Origin of the sequence: Pseudomonas sp. C2B4 (assembly GCF_013359695.1) — a bacterium.
GTDB lineage: Bacteria > Pseudomonadota > Gammaproteobacteria > Pseudomonadales > Pseudomonadaceae > Aquipseudomonas.
Genome location: NZ_JABFMU010000090.1, coordinates 1 through 18,524, shown reverse-complemented (window position 1 = coordinate 18,524; position 18,524 = coordinate 1). Strand labels below are relative to the sequence as shown.

The 18,524-nt window shown below is 60.2% G+C and carries 19 protein-coding genes; 13 read left to right on the top strand and 6 right to left on the bottom strand.

The genetic code is table 11. The annotated features are described in order from the left end of the window. The first annotated feature begins 2 nt into the window (after window positions 1-2). The 3 genes from HNQ83_RS29665 to HNQ83_RS29655 all read left to right on the top strand — a co-directional run bounded on the left by HNQ83_RS29665 (window position 3) and on the right by HNQ83_RS29655 (window position 1,484). Window positions 3-377, top strand: coding sequence for a hypothetical protein (locus HNQ83_RS29665; protein WP_372241941.1), 375 nt, complete (start codon window positions 3-5; stop codon window positions 375-377). A 116-nt stretch (window positions 378-493) separates the two neighbouring features. Continuing rightward, window positions 494-784: a hypothetical protein gene (locus HNQ83_RS29660; protein ID WP_175392394.1), complete on the top strand. Its 291-nt coding sequence runs from the start codon at window positions 494-496 to the stop codon at window positions 782-784. A gap of 130 nt (window positions 785-914) precedes the next feature. Beyond that, window positions 915-1,484: a chorismate mutase gene (locus HNQ83_RS29655; RefSeq protein ID WP_175392393.1), complete on the top strand. Its 570-nt coding sequence runs from the start codon at window positions 915-917 to the stop codon at window positions 1,482-1,484. Window positions 1,485-1,502: 18 nt separating this feature from the next. On the opposite strand, the gene HNQ83_RS29650 is transcribed toward HNQ83_RS29655, so the two are convergent. From HNQ83_RS29650 to tssI, 3 genes are read right to left on the bottom strand one after another with little or no spacing between them, the layout of a single operon-like run. Continuing rightward, window positions 1,503-2,153: a DUF2931 family protein gene (locus tag HNQ83_RS29650; protein ID WP_175392392.1), complete on the bottom strand. Its 651-nt coding sequence runs from the start codon at window positions 2,151-2,153 to the stop codon at window positions 1,503-1,505. A gap of 8 nt (window positions 2,154-2,161) precedes the next feature. Then, entirely contained in the window at window positions 2,162-2,815 is a 654-nt protein-coding gene (locus HNQ83_RS29645; protein ID WP_175392391.1) for a DUF2931 family protein, read from the bottom strand. Further along, window positions 2,808-6,287, bottom strand: a complete 3,480-nt coding sequence (gene tssI / locus HNQ83_RS29640; RefSeq protein WP_175392390.1) for a type VI secretion system tip protein TssI/VgrG — start codon at window positions 6,285-6,287, stop codon at window positions 2,808-2,810. The genes HNQ83_RS29645 and tssI overlap by 8 nt, the downstream gene beginning before the upstream one ends. Window positions 6,288-6,647: 360 nt before the next feature. On the opposite strand from tssI, the gene HNQ83_RS29635 reads away from it, so the two are divergent. The 5 genes from HNQ83_RS29635 to HNQ83_RS29615 all read left to right on the top strand — a co-directional run bounded on the left by HNQ83_RS29635 (window position 6,648) and on the right by HNQ83_RS29615 (window position 10,234). Further along, window positions 6,648-7,802, top strand: coding sequence for an amine dehydrogenase large subunit (locus tag HNQ83_RS29635; protein WP_175392389.1), 1,155 nt, complete (start codon window positions 6,648-6,650; stop codon window positions 7,800-7,802). Window positions 7,803-7,815: 13 nt separating this feature from the next. Beyond that, the gene (locus HNQ83_RS29630) at window positions 7,816-8,355 is read left to right on the top strand and encodes a MauE/DoxX family redox-associated membrane protein (protein WP_175392388.1); all 540 of its coding nucleotides are present in this window, start codon (window positions 7,816-7,818) and stop codon (window positions 8,353-8,355) included. A 5-nt stretch (window positions 8,356-8,360) separates the two neighbouring features. Beyond that, window positions 8,361-8,996 (top strand): methylamine dehydrogenase accessory protein MauD, encoded by a 636-nt coding sequence (mauD, locus tag HNQ83_RS29625; protein WP_150771420.1) that lies wholly within the window; start codon window positions 8,361-8,363, stop codon window positions 8,994-8,996. An 18-nt stretch (window positions 8,997-9,014) separates the two neighbouring features. Next, window positions 9,015-9,536, top strand: a complete 522-nt coding sequence (locus HNQ83_RS29620) for a methylamine dehydrogenase light chain (protein WP_008062110.1) — start codon at window positions 9,015-9,017, stop codon at window positions 9,534-9,536. A 176-nt stretch (window positions 9,537-9,712) separates the two neighbouring features. Next, entirely contained in the window at window positions 9,713-10,234 is a 522-nt protein-coding gene (locus HNQ83_RS29615; protein ID WP_175392387.1) for a cytochrome C, read from the top strand. On the opposite strand, the gene mug is transcribed toward HNQ83_RS29615, so the two are convergent. Then, window positions 10,228-10,746 (bottom strand): G/U mismatch-specific DNA glycosylase, encoded by a 519-nt coding sequence (gene mug / locus HNQ83_RS29610; protein ID WP_175392386.1) that lies wholly within the window; start codon window positions 10,744-10,746, stop codon window positions 10,228-10,230. The genes HNQ83_RS29615 and mug overlap by 7 nt on opposite strands. Before the next feature lie 7 nt (window positions 10,747-10,753). Then, on the bottom strand, window positions 10,754-11,380 hold the full coding sequence (locus HNQ83_RS29605) for a TetR/AcrR family transcriptional regulator (protein WP_175392385.1): 627 nt from the start codon (window positions 11,378-11,380) through the stop codon (window positions 10,754-10,756). Between the two features lie 209 nt (window positions 11,381-11,589). Here HNQ83_RS29605 and HNQ83_RS29600 point away from each other — a divergent pair, with 209 nt between their 5' ends. The 5 genes from HNQ83_RS29600 (at window position 11,590) to HNQ83_RS29580 (ending at window position 17,963) form a co-directional block, all read left to right on the top strand. Next, the gene (locus HNQ83_RS29600; protein WP_175392384.1) at window positions 11,590-12,708 is read left to right on the top strand and encodes an HlyD family secretion protein; all 1,119 of its coding nucleotides are present in this window, start codon (window positions 11,590-11,592) and stop codon (window positions 12,706-12,708) included. Continuing rightward, window positions 12,708-14,204 (top strand): DHA2 family efflux MFS transporter permease subunit, encoded by a 1,497-nt coding sequence (locus tag HNQ83_RS29595; protein ID WP_175392396.1) that lies wholly within the window; start codon window positions 12,708-12,710, stop codon window positions 14,202-14,204. Before HNQ83_RS29600 ends, HNQ83_RS29595 begins: the two co-directional genes overlap by 1 nt. Before the next feature lie 19 nt (window positions 14,205-14,223). After that, window positions 14,224-15,696 (top strand): efflux transporter outer membrane subunit, encoded by a 1,473-nt coding sequence (locus tag HNQ83_RS29590; RefSeq protein WP_175392383.1) that lies wholly within the window; start codon window positions 14,224-14,226, stop codon window positions 15,694-15,696. A 265-nt stretch (window positions 15,697-15,961) separates the two neighbouring features. Beyond that, window positions 15,962-16,912, top strand: coding sequence for an aldo/keto reductase (locus HNQ83_RS29585; RefSeq protein ID WP_175392382.1), 951 nt, complete (start codon window positions 15,962-15,964; stop codon window positions 16,910-16,912). 106 nt (window positions 16,913-17,018) lie between these two features. Continuing rightward, entirely contained in the window at window positions 17,019-17,963 is a 945-nt protein-coding gene (locus tag HNQ83_RS29580; RefSeq protein ID WP_175392381.1) for a LysR family transcriptional regulator, read from the top strand. Between the two features lie 45 nt (window positions 17,964-18,008). Here HNQ83_RS29580 and HNQ83_RS29575 read toward each other — a convergent pair whose 3' ends face one another. After that, entirely contained in the window at window positions 18,009-18,281 is a 273-nt protein-coding gene (locus HNQ83_RS29575; RefSeq protein WP_175392380.1) for a DUF2790 domain-containing protein, read from the bottom strand. Window positions 18,282-18,524: the final 243 nt, after the last annotated feature.

Sequence of the window (18,524 nt, the reverse complement as noted above, 5' to 3'; positions counted from 1 at the left end):
TGATCGAAAGCCGTGTGGCTGAAGGGGGTTCGGATCGTCTGATCCAGAATCGTGTGGCTGAAGGGGGCGCTGATCGCCTGCTGGAAAAACGCGCTGTAGCGGCCGATGGTTCGGACCGTCTGCAAGGCAACACCGTTGCCGCTGATGGCTCCGACCGTCTGCAAGGCAACACCGTTGCCGCCGATGGTTCCGACCGTCTGCAAGGCAACACCGTAGCCGCCGATGGTTCCGACCGTTTGCAAGGCAACACCGTTGCCGCTGATGGTTCCGACCGTCTGCAAGGCAACACCGTAGCCGCCGATGGTTCCGACCGTTTGCAAGGCAACACCGTAGCAGCCGATGGTTCCGACCGTTTGCAAGGCAACAGCGTCGCCTGAACAAATCGCCCACCGCTCCACACAAAAACCCGGCCTGATCAGCCGGGTTTTTTCATGCTCAACATCATCCGCCCATCGACTATCCTGTGCGCCCCGCCCATTCACCGGAGACACCTGTGCCACGCCTGACCGCACGCGAGGTTTACCAGACACTGCGCGACGCCGCCCTGGGCCTGCGCCCGCTCAAACGCCTCGCCGAACACTCCGAATCCGCCGCCGTGCTGGTCGACATCGAAGGCTGGCGTTTAACGCTGGAGGTTGAGGGTACTGACCTTCGCCACTGCCTGCATGGCCTGAGTCCGGAGGGCCGGGTGTTCGACGGCGGGCAGCGCTTCGGCACCGACCCGGTGAGTTTGCTCAGCACCTGGGAACTGGCGCAGATCGAGCGTTTGCTCGCCGCCGAATGAGCCGCCGGCTCGATGCTGCAACCTTGATCCGCGTCAGTCCTGTGCAAAAGAGTCCGTTGAACTATCGTTCATCTGGCTCAGCTGTGTTACACAGAGCCTGACGTGCATCCCGTGCCCAAGAGGTTTGCCTATGCTCCACCGTCCACATTTGTCGCCACTGCTGACCTGCGCCCTGTCCCTGCTGCTCGCCAGCACCGCCCACGCCGCCGCGCCCTCCCCGGCACCCGAGACCTTGCAACCGTTGCTGGCGACCATCAACGAGCGCCTGAACCTGGCTGATCAAGTGGCGCTGACCAAGTGGGACAGTGGCAAACCGATCCAGGATACCGCCCGGGAAGCGCTGGTCATCACCAACGCCAGAAAGCAGGCCGCCGAACGCAAGCTGGACCCCGATGAAGCCGCCGAACTGGTCGCCGCGCAGATCGAAGCCAACAAACTGGTGCAATACGGCCTGATCGCACAATGGCAAGCGGCGCACAAGGCACCCGACGTGCCCCGACCGAACCTCAACCAACTGCGACCCAAACTGGACGAACTCCAAACCCGCCTGTTGCAGCAATACGCCGACTTCATGCCCTACCGCGTCGACCCGGACTGCCCGAACTGGCTGGCGGAACAGCGTTCCGGACTGATCAAGGATGCCCTGCATGGCCAGGCGCTGATTCGGGCTACTGGGGAGTTGTGTGTTACGGATCAATGAGGGCGGAAGGTCCCTTACTTACCAGGAGTCATACGGCACACCAAACTTCTCGACGTAGGCTTTTGAGACTGGCGAAAGCGGGCGATGGCGACCTCCAGATGTCCCCTCATATGAACCACGCGGATCAATAACGGCTTTCACCGTAGTTACTTCGATGGGTGTCAGACAAGGGCCGGCCACCCAAACTCTTGCAATGCCACCAGGGACAAGCCTTATGGAAATTGCCTCACGATAATCTGTTATCCACTTACCATCGAAAGCGCAAAAAACCTTTTCCTCTTTACGCATGATCTCCCGAGTTGCCTCGGGTATATTTATTACCATCTGGTAAGTTTGCGGTTCGACCAGCGATTGCCAGCGGACGTAAATATGTTTGGGCAAATCCGCGCCTGTCACATACTTACCGCCGCCGATACCAGCTCTTTTCGGCCAACCTCGCGGATCACCGGAGTTATTCGGCGGCCTAAGGATTGACGCCACACCACTCACCGCACGTGGAAATATTCGTTCCTGAATATCAACCACATCAGCCGACTCGATCCAAACCTCCATGTAGTCCGGGGCCGAAAAACCTAGGTACCAGGATTTGTAAGGCATTGATTTACTGCTGGCGAGTGCGCAACCACTGAGCATTAAAACGGCAATAGCAATACTTAGAAAATTGCTCATTTGATGTGTTATTTCCAAGAGTCATATGGCACGCCAAACTTCTCGACATAGGCTTTTGATACTGGCGAAAGCGGGCGGTGACGACCTCCAGACGTCCCCTCATATGGACCACGCGGATCAATCACTGCTTTCACCGTAGTCACTTCAATCGGTGTCATGCAGGGACCCGCTACCCAGACTTTGGCGATACCTCCGGGAACCAGTCTTATCGCGATTGATTGACGATATCCGGTGATCCATTTTCCGTCGGCTGCACAGAAAACTTTTTCGCCTTTACGCATGATTTCGCGAGTTTCCTCGGGAATATCGATGACCATCTTGTACGTTTGTGGCTCAACCAGTGACTGCCAGCGAACATAGATTTTTTTGGGTAAATCTGCGCCTGTCACATGTTTTCCGCCGCCGATGACAGCTCTTTTCGGCCAACCTTTCGGATCACCAGAGTTGTTCGGGGGCGTAAGGATTGAAGCAACGCCGCTCATCGCACGTCGATACACCTGCCCCTGAATATCGATGACATCCGCCGTTTCGATCCAGACTTCCATATAGGCAGGGGCCGAAAATCCTAGGTACCAAGACTTGTAAGGCATTGATTTGCTGCTGGCAAATGTGCAACCGCTTAACAAAAAAGCAGCAACAGCGATACGTAGAAAATTACTCATTTGGATGCACCGTGCGCACAGAGTTTTTGTCGGGCCGATTAATGAAAACTATATCTAGGTCACTGTTACTTAGGTTTTTCGCCGCATTCCAGTTGTCGGATATATGAACGTAATGTTGGAACAACAACTCTTCCTCCCGCGCAGTCAGCCCTATGATTTTTCTTTTTCGCTGAGCGTATGCCATCATTTTTTCAGAGATGGGGATGAGTTCCACTGGTAACGCAAGTCGCTGTTCACTTTCGTCAATCTCGCCGAACGGCACTCCATTTTCCACGGCCAGTTCTCGCATAATTCGAAAGTAGATCAACGACAATTCGCCGCGAACGACGCGCTGACTGCTGACCGCGGCATACACGTGCTTCATATTTCTGCGATTATTCTTTTCAGTGCTGCGAAATGGTACTTCCCAAGTTCGGACCTCCAACGCGAGACCATACTCAAAGAGTTGATCTTGAAGCCGACTTAATTCCAGCTGGGCAATTTTATAACTGCCGGCCTCAGTAAAGTCCGCTCTTTCATCAACCTCGCTTCTGTGTGGTTTAGTGAGCAGAATGCGCTCCACTGATTTAGGTAAATAGCCGCCACCGAGGTCTGAATGCACCCCTGGCACGACAATATCGGCCGCCCCGGCGCTGTTAAGGGAAAAATTATAACGGCGCTCATTTCGAGCAACCAATTGCACGACTTTCCTAGCCACGTCGGGCGCGAGATAAATATTGATTCCTGGATTGTAAGCGTTATTACCATTCCAGTCCCATACCAACGGATTAGCAATGGATGCGACTGTGTCGTAAAGGCCAATAAAGTTAATCGAGACATCTCTCTGAGCTTGCCACTTAAAACTATCTGCTAATAATTGAGAGCCCGCAGGTAGTACCTTGGCAAGAATATTTTCTTCGCCCTTAAGCACTTCATTGGCAAAGTCCCGCGCGGCTGCGGCACCACGACTGAATCCGAAAATATCGAACTCTATCTTTGCCACCCGTGTATCAGGATTGTTCTCTTGAAAGGGCCGGACCACCTCAAGAAGCAACCCTGGTGTTTCTTCAACTCGAGCACGAACGCCTTGTACTCCTATGCCTGTGCCTTGTGAAAAAACAGAGTCTGGTGCGGTGCTGCTGGTGCCGATACCGTCTACGTAAATTCGCAGGCTCGCCATTTTGGCATCAGTGGGTAGTGCGTCATTCGCCTGGGTTACATAAAGGTCATGCAACCTGGCCACGTTGCTAATGTCGTTCCCGAAGCTGTTATCCGGGGAACTCCCCTTCCCGTCATAACCATGCGACGCACAAAACTGACGAATATCCTCCGCCAAATCTTCCAGCTCCACGTCCCGAGCAAAACACCCATAAACCCGCTCGCTGTTATTGCGGTTATTACCCGTCCCATCAAAAAACACCCCAATCCGCAAGGTAATCTCTTCCAACTCGACCTCCTCTTCCTCCTCTTCAAGCTCTTCCTCCACAGGCACGTCCAAGTCGAGGCTGGCAGGGAGTTCCCCCACCGGCGCCCCACTCAACAGCCGCCCCGCCATCGCTGCGGCAGCCGCCCCCGGAATCAGTGGCCCCAATATCTGAATACCCGTGCCAACCCCAGGCGCGCCCCCGGAATTGAGCTTCATCTCCGCCCCGCTGACGGTCACCCCGCCCGCATCCACCTTGACGAAGCTCCCGCCCGCCTTGGCCGTCAGTTCCATGCCCGCCTCCACCACCACCTTTTCACCCGCGTGGTAGTGAATCTCCTGCCCCGCCTCGACGAACTGTGCCGTCCCCACCTTCACATGCCGCGTATCCCCCACCGACAGATGATCACTCGCCCGCGCTTCGGTCTTTCGATCGAGGTGGGTAGTTCGGTGTTCTTCCGCCTTGAACTCGCTGAAAGCATGGTCTTCGACCGTGTCATGCCGCTCGTTGCCAATGCGGATCTTCTGGTCGCGCTCGATGTTTTCATCCCAGTCACGCTGGGCGTGCAGGTAGATCTGCTCCGCGCCTTTTTTGTCTTCGATGCGAAACTCGTTGTAGCCCTTGCCGCCCGGTGAGCTGAGGGTCTTGAAGGTGCTGCGGGTCTTGTTCGCCGGCAGGTCGTAGGGGACGACGTTTTCCTTGTGGTACAGGCAGCCGGTGATCAACGGTTGGTCGGGATCGCCTTCCAGGAAAGTGACGAGCACTTCCATGCCGACCCGTGGAATGGCGATGCCGCCGTAGGCATTGCCGGCCCAGCCGGTGGCGACGCGCAGCCAGCAACTGGTCTTGTCGTCGGCCTGGCCTTCGCGGTCCCAGTGGAACTGGACTTTGACGCGACCGTATTCGTCGCAATGGATTTCTTCGCCCGGTGGCCCGGTGACGAAGGCTGTCTGGCTCCCCAGCACCTTGGGTTTCGGGTGCTCCAGGGCCGGGCGGTAATGGGCGTCCCATGGGGTGGCGAGGAAGCGATTGCGGTAGCCCTGGTGAAAGTCGTCCTTGCCGTGGCTGACATCGCTGCTGATGTGCGCGCCGAGCACCTGGGGCTGTTTGCCTTCGTGAACCACTTCCAGCAACAACCACAGGTCATTCCACTCGGCGCGTGGGTGCTCGCTCAGGGTCAGGAAATGGCCGCTGGCCAACGTTGGCTCGTTGCCTTTGCCTTCGGCGAGTCGGTAGTCGCTGCGGTGACGTTCGAGGGCGCGCTTGGCCAGGTGTTTGCCGCGATCACGGTGAGTGAAACGGCCAGGGTAATCGTAGTCTTCGAGATCAGGCGTGAACGCGCTTTTGACGGCGCTTTCGAGCAGGACATGCGGCTTTTCGAAATCGTAGTCGCGGCGGCTGACGCGGGTGGTGCGGGTTTCCAGACGCAGGGTGAAGTGATTGATCACCGGGGTTTCGGCGGCCATGCCGGCGTTTTGCCGATAGGTCACGGGCGCGAGTTTGCGAAAAAACGTCTGGTCGTCGCCAAAGACCAGTTGGTGACCGCTGGCACTGTGCTGGAAGTGGAAGTGAATGCCCTCCTCCTCGCACAGGCGCTGGATGAAATGCAGGTCGGACTCGTCGTACTGCACGCAGTAGTCGCGTGCCGGGTAGGTGGCGCCAAGCTGGAAACGGTAGGCGTTGGCCAGGATGCCCCGCGCCTCGAGCACCTGGGCGATGATTTTCGGCACGGTCAAATGCTGGAACATCCGCTGGCCATGGTTATGTCGCAGGTAGGCCAGTTGCGGCACCAGGCTGAGGGTGTAGCGGGTCAGGTCTTTACCGGATTCGCCTTGCTCGATGCGATAGACCAGGCCATGGACAATGCCCTGGCCCGTCGCGCCAAAGGTCAGGCAGCCGGGCGTGTGCAGTAGCGACTCCAGCGCCAGATCGGCTCGCGGACTGACCAGTTCGATGTCGAAACAGAACGGCTGATTGAGGGCTTCACGGCCCACAAAACCCAGTACCTGGAGGTCAACGGACAGCCCCTCCAGCAAGAAGGAAATATGCGTTGCGTTTGCGTCCAGCATGCCTTGAATTTCATCCTTTGAAACGATTCAGTGACGGATCACGCCACACTGGAATCGCCGACACCTTCAGTAAATAGGACGCGTCCTGAGATCACGTAGGACGCGTCCTGCACGCAGCACAACCTCAACACATCTCGCAGCACCCTCCCCCAGCCCACGCAGATGTCGTTACCCGCCAAAAGTGCCGCGCCATGCCCGCGATAACAGGGTTTGGCACGGATTTAATGACACTGGCACAGACACACAAACACTTGGCAGGCACAGCAATTCTCCCGAATGCCGGGCGAGGCACTATTCACTGGTCAGAATCTGCCCACTCACCCGCGATCCGCGTTACCAACAATTCAGGAAGTTCCCCTTATGCGAACAAACAGGATCTCCGTACAGTCAGCGCTAGGCCTGAGCCTGCTTGTACTCGGTTTGAACAGTGCCCACGCGGATCTGCCCGCCGACACCGGCATCGGCCAGACCACCTTGGCATTCCCCGCTGAACCGCACCGGGCGTTTGTCGTCGATGTCGAGTTCGAAAGCTTTGTCGCCGGTCGTGTCACCGTGGTCGATCCCGACCAGAAACGCGTGCTGGGCATGGTGCCGACCGGTTTTGCCGCGCCTTCGGCCCTGAGCCATGACGGCAAGCTGATCTACAGCGCCGACATCTGGTACTCCCGTGGCACCCGTGGCACCCGCACCGACGTGCTGACCGCCTGGGACACCTCGACCCTGTCGCCGGCCTGGGAAGTGCTGATTCCAAACAAGCGCGCCGAGTCGCTGACCCAGCGCTACGGCCTCAAGACCAGCGGCGATGACCGTTTCGTCTACGTCTACAACTTCACCCCGTCGACGTCGGTAACCGTGGTCGATACCCAGAGCAAAGCCGTGGCCACGGAAATCGCGATTCCCGGTTGCGTGCTCAACTACCCGATCGGCAAGCGCAAGTTCGCCTCGCTGTGCGGCGACGGCAGCCTGCAAGTGGTAACGATCAACGACGAGGGCAAGGAAACCGCGCGCAGCCGCACGCCGTTCTTTGATCCGAACGCGGAAAAACTGGTGGAGCGTGCGGTCAACGTCGGCGACACCTACTACTTCACCACCACCACCGGCACCGTGCGCGGTGTGGATTTCAGCGGCGACGCGCCGAAGATCCTGCCGAGCTGGTCGCTGGTCACCGACGAAGAGAAGAAGGCCGGCTGGGCGCCGGGCGGCTGGCAGCTGATGGCGGTCGCGCCGAAGCTGAACCGCCTGTACGTGCTGATGCATGACGCCCACGAACCGATGAAGTGGGAAGACCCGAGCAACTTGATCTGGGCCTTCGACCTCAAGACCCAGAAGAAAATCGCCACCCTGGAAACCCCGAGCGCTCCGATCTGGAGCATGCAGGCCACCGGCGATGACAAACCCTTGCTGTTGGGCACCGACGTTGAAGGCGGCTTGCAGATCTTCGACCTCAAGACCAACAAGCACACCGGCAGCATGGCCAAGGTCGCGAAAACCGCGACTCAAGTCATGAGCTACTAACCGAGATTCGGCCATGCAACCAGATCCGATCTTCATCATAGCCAGCGCCATCGCCATTGCGGTGCTGCTGGCCAGTGCCGCGACCCACAAGGTCCGGGCACCGGCGCGCTTTCGCAAACAGCTTGGCGACTATCAGTTGCTGCCCGAGGCACTGGTGCGTCCGGTCGCCCGACTGATTCCGCTGCTGGAACTGGCCATCGCCTTCGCCTTGCTGGTGCCGGTCAGCCGGCACTGGGCAGCGTTGAGCGCGGCGGGCCTGTTGGCACTGTACGCCGCTGCCATCGGCATCAACTTGTGGCGCGGTCGTCGCGACATCGACTGTGGCTGTGCCGGCCCCGACCAGGCGCAACCGCTGCGCCCGGTCCTGCTGCTGCGCAACAGCGTGCTGGTGGCGCTGGCGCTGCTGGCAAGCCTGGCACCTGTTGCCCGCGACATGACTGCGCTCGATGCCTTCGTGACCCTGGCCTCCGCCGCTGTCGCGCTGCTCATCTACGCCGCGGCCGATGGCCTGGCGGCGAACTCCCCTCTTCTGCTCAAATTGATTGGTAGGTAATCAAAATGGAAGGCTTGATAGTTTCCAATGTTCTGCTCTGGGTATTGCTGGTGGCCGTGGCGTTCGTCGTCATGGGCCTGGTGCGCCAGATTGGCGTGCTGCACGGTCGTCTGGCTCCGGCCGGCGCATTGATGATGGACAAAGGCGTGGCTGTCAACGAAGCCGCACCGCAAGTGACCGCTGCCGACCGTCATGGTCGCCCGGTGAACTTCGGCTATGCCGGCGAGAAATCGCAACTGCTGTTCTTCCTCTCGCCGACCTGCCCGATCTGCAAGTCGCTGCTGCCGGCGATCAAATCCATCGCCAAGGAACAGGCCAGCACGCTGGACGTGGTGTTCGTCAGCGACGGCGACATGGACGCCCAGCAAGCGCTGATCCGCGAACACAAACTGGAAGACGCCACCTACGTGGTTGGTCCGGAAGTGGGCATGACCTACCAGATCGGCAAGCTGCCTTACGCCGCCCTGATCGACAAGTCCGGCACCCTGCGCGCCAAGGGCCTGGTCAATTCCCGTGAGCACCTGGACAGCCTGTTCGAAGTCGAGCACTTGAAGCACGCCACGTTGCAGCAGTACCTCAATGCTCAGCCGCAAGAGCATAACCCTCACAATCATGACCACAGCCACGGCCATAGCCACTGATAAGGCAGGGAGACCTACATGAAACTGCTGGATCTGTTGTTCGAGCGCTCCTCGCGCCGTGTCGCCGACACTACTTCGCGCCGCAAACTGCTGGCACGCATGGGCTCGCTGATCGTGGCCGGTGCCGCTCTTCCCGTGCTGCTGCCGCTGGACCGTACCAGCAAGGCCCTGGCCGCCACTGACCCGAAAGCCGGCGACCCGGGTGATCCGAACAGTTGCGACTACTGGCGCTACTGCTCCATCGACGGTTTTCTGTGCAGCTGCTGCGGCGGTTCGGTGACCTCCTGCCCACCGGGTACCGAGGCCTCGCAAGTCACCTGGATCGGCACCTGCCGCAACCCGGCCGACGGCAAGGACTACATCATTTCGTACAACGACTGCTGCGGTAAGCAAAGCTGCGCCCAGTGCGCCTGCACCCGTAACGACAGTGAAGAACCGGCCTACCGCCCGTTCAACAACAACGACGTGAACTGGTGCCTGGCCGCCAAATCCCACATCTACCACTGCACCGTGTCGATCATTCGCGGCGTGGCGGTTTAACACCCGTTCTACCGCCGGTTGTTCACGCAATCGGCGTTTTTTCTTTTCTGTAGGAGCGAGCCCTGCTCGCGATGGACGCATGGACAACGCGTTCATTCAGGCAGGGCGCGTCATCGTTGACGTCCATCGCGAGCAGGGCTCGCTCCTACACAAAAATCGCCAGCAGAGGTTTTTTTATGCGCAGGTTGCTGTTTCTTGGTCTTGTCTGCCTCATGACCACTCCACTCGTCCACGCCCGAGCCATCCCCAACCCCAACCAGCAGCACGCACCGGGCAACGAAGCCCCGCAAAAAGCCATCAGCGATGCGGGCTACAGCGTCGGTGTGAACTACCAGCTGCAATGCGCCGGCTGCCATTTGGGCGACGGCATGGGTTCGGCGGCCAACGACACGCCGCGAATGAAAGACTTTGTCGGCAACTTCCTGAAAGTCCCTGGCGGGCGCGAATTCCTGGTACGGGTGCCGGGCATGTCGCAGTCCGCGCTGAACAATGCGCAATTGGCGGACTTGCTCAACTGGTTGATGCGCGAAGACGGCATGGCAGGCAAGAGCAGGCCGGCCGATTACCAGCCTTACAGCGCCGAAGAAGTCGCGGCACTGCGCGCCAAAACCATGCTCAACCTGCCGGGCACCCGTGCCGAGCTGATCAAGGCCATGCGTGCGCAAGGCATCGCCATCGACGACGGCATGAACTACTGAGCCGGATCGAGGGCTGCCTGCCTGAGTGAGCGATAAGCGTCCACCAGTTGCTCAAGGCTGAACGCGCGATTTCGCCCGCTCGGATTGGGCAAGACCCACACGGCAGCCTGGCCGAAGGTCTGTGCCTGAAGCCCCCACGCCACCTCGCGCTGCCCTGACAGCGCCGAATACGCCGCCTTGCCGAGAAACGCCACGCAACGTGGCGCATAACGGGCGATCTTGTGTTCAAAATCCACCGCTGCCGCGATGAACTCCTGCCGCGACAACTGATCGGCCCGCGCCGTCGGGCGTTCGACCACGGCGGTCAAGCCACATTGATAGTGCAAAATCGTCCGGTCGTTTTCCGGGCTGACTTCATGGGGGGTGAATCCGGCCAGGTGCAAAGTGCGCCAGAAGCGGTTGCCCCGCCCCGCAAAATGATGCCCCTGGGCAGCGGCCATCACGCCCGGATTGATGCCGCAGAAAATCACCGCCAGCCGTTCGGCCAGGATGTCTTCGAGTCGTTCACTCACCTGGGCCTCACCCACCGCAGATCACATTGACGGCATGGCGCGCCAGCCCGGTCAGTTCCTCGCGGGATTTGCCCGCCCGCGCGCGGATCGAAATGCTGTGCAGCAGCGATGAGGCGAGCACGGCCAGAGACGCCACGTCGACATCGCCGTTCAGTTCGCCGGATTCAATGGCCTTTCGCAGTCGCACCTCCAGATCGGCATCGAGCCGGCTGAGGCGGTCGGACAACACCGCGCGAATTTCAGGGTCTTCGACCGACTCGGTGGTCGCCGTGCCGATGGCAAAGCAGCCGCGCGGCTGGCCTTCGCCCGAGAAGTAAATCGACAACTGCCCCTCGTAGAAACGCATCAGCGCCTCGCGCAAGGGCAAGGCGCTGTCCGTCAGCGCGGCCTGCATGTCGGCGGAGGCGATGTCCCAGTACTGCTCGAGCGCCTTGATATACAGCGCATGTTTATCACCGAACGCCGCATAGAGGCTGGGGCGGTTCATGCCCGCCGCCGTGGCGATGCTGTCCAGGGAGGCGCCGGAATAGCCGGTGCTCCAGAACACGTCCAGCGCCTGGCGCAGTGCGGTTTGCGGATCGTAGGCGCGGGGCCGGCCACGGCCTTTGCCTTCTGTCGTTTTATTTTGTGCCATGTCGTACAAAATCCTTGAAGGAAGGTGGGTGCAGGGATATTCTTACATCATCGCACAAAATTAAGGAACCAGAAGTTCCTGTCTTTCACGTTTGTTGAAGCGAAGCTCGAACCGGGTATTGCGGCGACGAAACAGGTGCGGCGGAGCAACCCTCCCCACCGCACGCGAGTTGGCTTTCTCACGGCAATTATTCGGTTTGAGGTGCACTCATGACTCAGCAGTTCGATATCCCGGCTTCGCAGACGTTCGAACACCCGGCGCGGATCAAGAAGCCGCTCAAGGAAACCCTGCGCCCCTGGCTGATGGTCGGCGTGCCTGCCCTGTTCGCTGTCATCGGCTATGCCAAATACGTGGCGGGCGAACCCTTCGTCACCACCGACAACGCCTACGCCCGGGTGGCCAAGGCTTCGATCAATACGCGAATTGCCGGCCAGGTCGTGGACATCGCCGTCCAGGACAATCAGTCGGTGCACAAGGGTGATGTGCTGTTTCGCATCGACCCCAAGCCGTTGCAGATCGCCATCGACCGCGCCGACGCGCAATTGAGTGTGGCGCGGCTGCGCATCGATGGACTCAAGGCCAGCTATCGCCAGCAACAGGCCGAACTGCAATCGGCCAAGGAGTCGGCGGACTTCGACCAGAAGGAATTTGCCCGCAAGAAAGCGCTGGTGGCGACCGAGTTCGTATCCCGCGCCATTTACGAGCGCGCCGAAACCGACCTCAAGATCTCGCGGCAACGCATAGCGTCCATCGAACAACAGATCGCCAGCACCGTCGTCGCGTTGAACGGCAACCCGAACATCGACATCGACCACCACCCGACCGTGCGTGAGGCCCGGGCGCAGCTCGACGAAGCGCAACTGCACCTGTCCTATGCCACGGTCTATGCACCGGCCGACGGCATCGTGGCCAAGGTCGATGATTTGCAGGTGGGCAACTACCTCAACAGCGGCGCGCCAGCCTTTGCGTTGATTTCCGATCACGAGATCTGGATCGAGGCCAACTTCCGCGAAACCCAGGTCACGCACATGCGTCCGGGCCAGGAAGCGACCATCAGCATCGACACTTACCCCGATCGCGTGTTCAAGGCTCACATCACCAGCATGAGCCCCGGCGCTGGCTCGGACTTCGCGCTGCTGCCTCCGGAAAACGCCACCGGCAACTGGGTCAAGGTGGTCCAACGGGTACCGGTTCGCCTCGAACTGGACGACGCGGACCCTGCCCTGCCGCTGTTCTCGGGCACCAGCGCCACCGTGAAAGTTGATACCGGCCACCGCACGCCGTGGTGGAGCCCGCTCAAGTCGTTACTGACCGCAGGTAATGGATGATGAACGCCCACACGACGGGAACCTCAAGTGCTGGCGCTGCGAATTCACTGAGATTCGCCGTGCTGCTGGCGACCTATATGCAATCAGCGAACCTGCCACTGCCCAATGCGGTCCTCAGGCTGATCCAGGGCACGCTGTCGATGACCGACGACCAGGCCGGGTGGATTTTCACCGCGTACCTGGCGGCCAGCGCCATCACGATGCCGATTGCCCAGTGGCTCGCCGCGCGCTTTGGCGTGAAGCGGGTGTATCAGACCGCGCTGGCCGTTTTCGTGCTCGGCCTGCTGCTCGGGACGGCTTCAACGACGCCGCTGGAATTCATCGGTGCACGGGTCATTCAGGGCCTTGCCAGTGGCGTGCTGGCACCGCTTTCGATGGGGATTGCCCTGGAGACGCTGGCCCCTGAGAAGCGCATGAAGTTTGGCGCCACCTGGACGGCCATCGTGCTGCTGGGCATCGCCACGGGCCCGAGCATCGGTGGCTGGATTGCCGAGCATTTCGACTGGCGGCCGATTTTCTACATCAGCCTGCCGTTGTCGGCCTACATCTTCCTGGTGGTCGCGCTATTGCTGGCCGAGAAAAAAGCCGAGAAGGCGCCGTCCTTCGACTTCTTTGGCTTCGGCACTTTCACGCTGGCGATGATCAGCCTGCAAATGCTGCTCGACCGCAGCGAGCGCATGGACTGGTTCGACTCGCCCGAAATCTGGGTCGAGGCGCTGGCCAGTGGGCTGGGGTTGTACCTGTTCATCGTGCACGTGCTGACCAGAAAGGTGCATTTCTTCAACAAGCGCCTGCTCGCCGATCGCAACTTCGTACTGTCGACGCTGATCTTTTTCGCCATCGGTTTCGTGCTGCTGTCGACCATGGCCCTGACGTCACCGATGCTCGATGAAATTCTCGGCTACCCGCCTGACACCACGGGCGCCCTGACCCTGCCACGCGGTGCGGGACTGGTTGCAGCGTTCATGTTGACAGTGCGTCTGCCGGAGCGCTTCGACCGCCGGCTGTTCGCGGCCATCGGCGTCGCGTTGGTGATCTATGCCAACTGGCTGATGCTTGGCTACTCGCCGCTGATGGACTGGCCGCCCGTGGCGATTGCCGGCGCGATCCAGGGGATCGGCATCGGCATGTCGATGGCGGCGCTGGCCAAGGTGGCGTTCAGCACCCTCGACCCCGCGCTGCGTCCGGAAGGCACCGGCCTGTTCAATCTGTTGCGTGTGTATGGCAGCACCCTGGGCGTGGCGATCGTGCAGATCTATTTCTTCAACAACACCCAGGCGATGCACCTGGCGATGGCCAGCCATGTGACGCCCTTTCGCGCCGCCGCGCATTTCGGGACGGCGTCGCTGCCCTTGCCGGCGCTTGAAGGGCTTAACCATCTGATCACCCACCAGGCCGCGTTCATCGCTGTGGTCGACCAGTTCAAGATTTTGCTGGTGGCCATGCTCGTCGTGAGTCCGCTGGTGGTTTTTCTTCGCAAACCTGCGACCAACTAGTTCTTGTGGAGTGTGCCAAATGAAATCCGGTCATTCGTTCCAAACGCCATTCCCAGCCAAACTCAGCGTGCTGTCCGTGTTTGTTTTCCTCGCTGCCTGCACCGTCGGCCCGGACTTCAAGGCCCCGACTGACAGCACCTCGCAACACTATGACCGGCAGGCCGAGCAACGCCTTGGCCAGAACGGCGAGCAGCGCATCGAATTTGGCAAGCACATCACCGGCCAATGGTGGTCGGCCTTGCGCTCGCCCAAGCTCGACCAGGTGATACGCCGCGCCATCGACGGCAACCTTGAGCTGGTGGCGGCCGACGCCACCATCCGCCAGGCGTCCTCCTCCGTGGCCGCGGCGGAGGGTGCGCTGTATCCGCAGGTCGACTTCGGCGCAACGGCGGGTCGTCTACGGGTGCACAACACCAAGGAGCCTGCGACCAACAACGTCTATGCGATCGGGCCACGGGTTGGTTTCGACCTGGATGTGTTCGGTGGCAACAAACGGCAAGTCGAAGCGCAGCAAGCGTTCACCGATCTGCAAAAACGCCGTTACGACGCGGCGTACCTGAAACTGACCAGCGATGTGGCCAGCCAGGCGCTGCTGGTGGCCTCGGCCAACGCGCAAATGCAGGCCGTGGAAAAACTGCTGGCCAACGACCGCAAAAACCTTGAGCTGGTGCGCGCGGCGCATCTCAATGGCAGCACCACCCAGATCGATGTGTCGCTGGCCGAAACGCGCCTGGCCCAGGACCGCACACTGTTGCCGCCGCTGGCCCAGCAGCGTGATGCGGCGCGTCATGCGCTGTCGATCCTGACGGGCAAAGGCCCGGCCGACTGGCTCCCGCCGTCGTTCGACCTGGCCGACTTCACCCTGCCGACCAACGTCCCCGTGAGCCTGCCTTCGGAGATGGCCCATTCCCGGCCGGACGTGCAGCAAGCCGAAGCCGAGCTGCATATCGCCAGCGCCGCCGTGGGCGTGGCGACCGCCAATCTCTATCCGAAGGTGACGCTGTCGGCGTCGCTGGCCCAGGCCGCTTCCGGCAATGGCGGCGCGGCACTGTGGGGTTTCGCGGCGGGGATTGCAGGGCCGATCTTCAATGGCGGCACGCTCAAGGCTGAACGCCAGGCCGCCGTCGAGGGGTACAACGCAACGCTCGCCAGCTACCAGCAGACCGTCATCAGCTCGTTCGGCCAGGTCGCCGACACGCTCCAGGCCATCAACCATGACGCCGAGCAATTCCGTGCGCAGGAAGATGCATTGCGCGCCGCCGAAACCAGCTTTCGCTTGAACCAGCAAGCGTATGCCCAGGGCGAGAACAGCATCCTTCAGGTGCTGGAGGCCGAGCGTGCCTATGAGCAGGCCTTGCTGGGGCATATCCGGGTGAAGACGGCGCAGTACCTCGACACGGTGCAGTTGTTTGTGGCGCTGGGGGGGAATTCTGCGGGTGTGTTTGAGCAGCGCGTCGCCAGCCGCGAAACAGGCACAACGTCATACCAATAGACGCAGGACAACGTTCAGACGAACAACAAACCTGTGACGAGGGGATTTATCCCCGTTGGGTCGCGCAGCGGCCCCCAGCAGTTCGTCCAGGAAAATCGAGTTGCCTGGATTTACGACTGCTGCGCAGCCGAGCGGGGCGGTGCGACGTTTCGCTGAATCCCCTCGCCACAAAAGTAAATGCCTGTACCTAGGTGAACACCAAACGCATTTATGAAAGGCCACTTCCGCGCTCGCGGTCGCGGCCCCCTGAGAGTGGAGTCAAGACATGTTCTATGAAGCCTTTCACGATGACCTTCGCGATACCGCCTTTGCCCTGAACAACGGTGCAGGAGCGATGCCCGCCGCGGGTTTTGGCACGCTGTTCAAGGATCTGAGCGTCACCACCCAGGCGATCACCCACGCACTGGAAGCCGGGTTTCGTCATTTCGATTGCGCCGAGCGCTATCGCAATGAAGAACAGGTTGGCGTGGCGCTGCAAGCGTTCATGGACGCCGGCAAGGCGCGGCGCGAAGAGCTGTTCATCACCACCAAACTGTGGAACACCAACCATCGTCCCGAGCGAGTACTGCCAGCTTTTGAAGCCAGTTGCCGACGGCTTCAAGTGGACTACATCGACTGCTATCTGATCCACACGCCATTCGCCTTTGAAGCCGGTGACGATCAGGACCCCAGGGATGTGTTCGGCCATGTCCGCTACGACTCGGGCATCACCCTGATCGACACCTGGCGCGCCCTTGAGTCCCTGGTGGATGAAGGTCGCTGCCGATCCATCGGTTTGTCCGACATCACCCTGGAGGCGTTGAAAGCGATCGTGGCGGTGGCGCGGATCAAACCGGCCGTGGTGCAAGTGGAGTCCCACCCCTACCTGCCGGAATGGGAACTGCTGGAGTTTTGCCAGCAGCACGGGATCATCGTCCTGGCCTTTGCCCCCCTCGGGCATGGCATGGAGCCGAATGTGCTGGAAGAACCGGTGATCACCGGCATCGCCCAGCGCTTGCAGAAGACGCCGGCACAAGTGGCCCTGGCCTGGGCGGTGCAACGCGGCGTGGCGTTCCTGACCACCTCGGCCACCCCGAGCCACATTCAGGAAAACCGCGACATTTCGACCCTGCCCCACCGGGCCATGCATGAAATCCGCCACGACATCACCACCCGGATTCGCTTCAACTCGGTGGTTGAAACCGGCGTCCCCGGGTTTATTCCCCGCAAGCAGTGACACCGGTCACGGGAGCGGCGCTTCACACAGCCGCTCTTTTTTGGCCGGGTGAATCATTGTCCCGGCCAGCCCCTATAATTTCGGCTTCCCCCTCGAGGTGACACCGATGGATGTTTTCCAGACCATGCGTTTTTTCATGGCGGTCGCCCAGAGCGGCAGCTTTACCGCAGCGGCCCAGCTGCTGGACACCACGACCACCAACGTTTCTAAAGCCGTGTCGAGCCTGGAGACCCGGCTGCAGACGCGCCTGATCAACCGCACGACCCGGCGCCTGGCCTTGACCGAGGCCGGCACGCGTTATTTGCAGCGCTGCGAGAAAATTCTGGAAGAGGTGCGTGAAGCGGAGCAGGAAGCAGGCACAGCGCAGATCAATCCCGTGGGCCGCTTGAAGATTCACGCCATGTCGGCCATCGGCAATCACTACGTGATCGATGCCATCGCCAAATACCGCGAAACCCATCCCTCGGTCCTGTTCGATCTGACCCTGACCAACCGGCTGCCCGACCTGCTCGAGGAAGGCTATGACATGTCGATCGTACTGGCCCGGGACCTGCCCGACTCGGGATTTGTCGCCCAGCGGCTCGGCACCACCTACAGCATCCTCTGCGCCTCACCCGCCTATCTGAAGAAACGCGGAACGCCCGACACACCGGGCTCGCTGGCTGCACATGATTGCCTGAGAATCGTGAACACGGTGATGCCGGTCCAGCACTGGGCCTTTGATGGCCCCGAAGGCATGGAGACCGTCGACACCCCGGAGTCGCCGTTTCACGTCAACACCGCCGACGCGATGACGGTCGCCATCAACCTTGGCATGGGTATCGGCATCCAGCCTGTGGCTTCTGCCGTGGCCGGGCTCAAGGCGGGCACTTTGGTGCGGGTACTGCCGCAGTACCATTTTGAAGAGTTGAATCTGTTTGCGATCTACCCATCCCGAAAATTCGTGGATGCAAAAATAAAAACCTGGGTGGAGTTTCTCAAGGACTACCTTCCCGGGTTGCTGGCTACCGATGAAAAAATTGCCGGTTCAAGCAGAAAACAGAAGGCCTAGCGCTGCATGCAATGGAGTGTCGACCCTCCATCGTCCCTGCCGTGCTCAACCGTTCGAACATCCAGTGCCCATGACTTGATACTGCAGGACGTGGCGTTGTCCCTTGGAATCTTCGTAAGTCATTTGCGCCTGCACCGGGCCGCATTCGTTCGGCACATCGGTCACGGCAATGACCTTTTTGATGTCCAGTTTCGAACCGTAGGTGTAGGTCTCCACCGGTGTCTTGCCGGCCTGCAATTTGGCAGCGCTTTCTTCGGCGAAGGCCTGTGCGCCCAGGCAACTGAGCGCGAGGACAATCGCGATTCTTGAGATGTTCATGGGGGTCACCGTCTCGTTGGGGGTTGGGCCTTGTGAACCGCTTGTTCGGGTTCATTCGGTAGAGACGATGCTAGGGCTTTGGGATGGGGGTAAACAGCGCCGGGCGGGACAAACACTGTTGTCAGAATGGAGGGGAATGGACCTGCATTTTTTGCCGATGCACTTTATTCAGATGTGGGAGCGAGCCTGCTCGCGAAGGCGGCGTGTCAGTCAACATATAGGCTGAATGACACACCGCATTCG